Origin of the sequence: Achromobacter sp. Marseille-Q0513 (genome assembly GCF_018195695.1) — a bacterium.
Lineage (GTDB): Bacteria > Pseudomonadota > Gammaproteobacteria > Burkholderiales > Burkholderiaceae_B > Achromobacter.
Genome location: NZ_JAGTJY010000323.1, coordinates 1 through 2,817 on the forward strand (window position 1 = coordinate 1; position 2,817 = coordinate 2,817).

Here is a 2,817-nt window from a genome sequence, read left to right on the forward strand (position 1 = left end):
CGGCGCGCGGCGCGGTGCGATGCCCCGCCGCCCCTCGGCCGCGTCGGGGGCGTAGCGGAAGTCGGGGCCGCCCAGCGCGGTGGCGGCGTCGCCCTGCGCCTGTGGCGTGTCCGTCTCGGGCAGCGGCTGGACGGCGAACAGGTCACGGATCGCGTCGAGCTGTCCGCGCGCGCCGCGCAGCGCGTCGCCGTAGCCGGCCACTTCCAGCAACGGATCGATGTAGCGTCCCACCAGTAGCAGGGCGACGATGGCGCCGATCACGTCAGGCGTCGCCATGGCGCCGCCCAGGCTGCCGTTCAGCCACACGGCCGCCGCGACCAGCAGCGCGGCGAACACGGCCTGGATCGCCCACACGTTCAGCACCGCCGCCAGCGAGGACAGGAAGATCAGCCGCGTCGCCGATTGCCGTTGCCGGTCCACCGCCTGCTCCAGGAAGCGCATGCCGCCGCCTTCGCCGTTGAAGGCGCGCAGCACCGATTGCGCCTGCGAGAACTCCACCATGCGCTGGCTGGCGCCGGCGAAGCGTTCATGGAACGCGCCGTCCGCGTGCCGCGCCAGCCGTCCGGTCAGGAACAGCACGCCGGCCAGCAGCGGCAGCGCCGCCAGCGCGATCAGCCCCAGCTGCCAGTGCAGGGCAAACAGGGCGGCGACGATGACGAAGGGCGTCACCAGGCCGCCGATCACCGGCGTGAACACATGCGCGGGCAATTGGGCCACGGCCATCGTGCCTTGCGTGACGATATGGGACAGGCGCGCCGTGTTCTGCGGCGTGAACCAGCCCACCGGCAGGCTGGCCACATGGTCGCCCAGGCGGTGGCGCGCGGTTTGCAGCACCGTGGTGCCGACGCGCACGCCGGCCTGTTCGACCCGGCGGCGCCAGGCCCAGCAGGCGACCACGCCCGCCAGCAGCACGGCCAACCAGCGCGCGGCGTCGCCGAGGTTGCCGGCCAGCAGCCGCGAGAGCAGCGGCGCCAGCGCGGCGATGGTCAGGCCGCAGAGCAGGCCGTGCGCCACGGCCATCCAGGCGTAGCGGCGGAAGACGGGCGCGTCTTCGCCCAGCAGTTGCAGGAAGGTTTTCAGCATGAGAATTCCGGGAGATGCGCGGGCGCCTCGTAGCCACCCATGGCCCAGAGGCGCGCGTAGCGGCCCTGTTGCGCCAGCAGTTGCGCATGCGTGCCGTGTTCGGCGATGACGCCGCCGTCCAGCACCAGGATGCGGTCGGCGTGCATCACGGTGTCGAGCCGGTGCGCGATCACCAGCAGCGTGCGGCCCTGCGCGAAGCGCGACAGGGCATCCTGGATCGCGACTTCATTGCCGGCGTCGGCGGCGGCCGTGGCCTCGTCCAGCACCAGCACGGGCGGATCCAGCAGCACGGCGCGGGCGATGCTCACGCGCTGGCGTTCGCCGCCCGACAGCAGGGCGTCTTCGCCGACCACGGAGTCGTAGCCGCGCGGCAGCGCCAGGATGCGTTCGTGGATGTTGGCGGTGCGCGCGGCGTCCTCGATCTCTGCCTGGCTGGCCGAGGGCCGGCCCAGCGCGATGTTGTCGCGCACGCTGGCGTGGATCAGGCGCACGTCCTGCAGCACGAAGCCGATGCGGCGGTACAGCGCCGTGCTGTCGAGCTGTCGCAGGTCGGCGCCGCCCAGCGTGATGCGGCCGCTGGTGGGGTCGAAGAAGCGCAGCAGCAGCCGCGCCAGCGTGGATTTGCCCGCGCCCGACGGGCCGACGACGGCCGTGACCGTGCCGGGCGCGAGCGTGAAGCTGAGGTTCGACAGCGCCTGATGCTCCGGGCCGTAGGCGTAGCTGACGTCCTCGAAGCGGATTTCCTGGCCGTCGGGCTGCTGCTGTTGGCCGGGCGCGGGGACGTCCAGCGTGGGCGTTTGCAGCAGCGCCTGCACGCGCTGGGCCGCGCCCGCCGCGCCGCCCAGGTCATGCAGCAGCGTGTGCAGCAGCAGCATCGGCGCGCAGATGCCCGGCGCGACCAGCGCGAAGGGCAGCACGTCCAGTGGGGCCATCCAGCCCAGATGCGCGTACAGCAGGCCGAATGCCAGCACCAGGCCCAGCACCGTCACCGGTGCGATCATCGCGTGGGCATGGGCCATGGTGCCCACCAGCGGACGGGCGAAGGCGGCGAAGGCGCGGGCGAAGCCGTCGACCGCCTCGCGATAGCCGCCATGCGCGCGGCCGCTATCGCCGAAGGCCTTGATCACGGGTATGCCGTTGACGAACTCGACCGTGGCGCTGTTGATGCGGCCGAGCCGTTCCACGAACTCCTGCATGTGCGCGCCGCTGGCCTTCATGGCGCGGCGCAGGAACAGGAAGAAGCCCGGAAACGGCAGCAGCGCGACGATGGCCAGGCGCCAGTCCATGGCGAACAGGTAGGCCGCCGACGCCACGATGGCGCCCGCCGCGCGTCCCACGGCGGTGTAGAAGTGCGCGGTCAGGCTGTGCAGGGTGGCGATGTCGTCCTGCAGCACCTGCTTGACCTCGCCCGAGGCGCGCTGCGTGAACCAGCCCAGCGGCACCTGGGACAGCCGCCGCGCGGCGGCCAGGCGCAGGTGATGGGTGAGGCGGTTGTCGGCCAGGTGGGCGGCCAGCTCGCCGGCCAGGATCAGCGTCATGCCCGCGAACAGGCTGACCACGCTGGCGATGACCAGCGTCCAGATGTCGCCACTGGCGCCGCCCAGGGCGATCTGCGCGATCCGGACCATGCCCGCCAGCGGCGCCAGCGTCAGCGCGGTGCCGGTCGCGGCCAGCGCCGCCGCCAGCATCAGGCGAGCGCGGATGGGCGCCAGGGCCCAGCGGATCGGGGAGGGA

Annotated in this window: 2 protein-coding genes; both read right to left on the reverse strand. The window is 72.7% G+C overall.

The genetic code is table 11. From position 1 onward, the window contains the following. The coding region (locus KDH83_RS30165; RefSeq protein ID WP_212322597.1) for an ABC transporter transmembrane domain-containing protein at window positions 1-1,083 on the reverse strand (1,083 nt) is incomplete at its 3' end. Beyond that, window positions 1,077-2,795: an ABC transporter ATP-binding protein gene (locus tag KDH83_RS30170; RefSeq protein ID WP_249205458.1), complete on the reverse strand. Its 1,719-nt coding sequence runs from the start codon at window positions 2,793-2,795 to the stop codon at window positions 1,077-1,079. The genes KDH83_RS30165 and KDH83_RS30170, both read right to left, overlap by 7 nt. Between the last annotated feature and the right edge of the window lie 22 nt (window positions 2,796-2,817).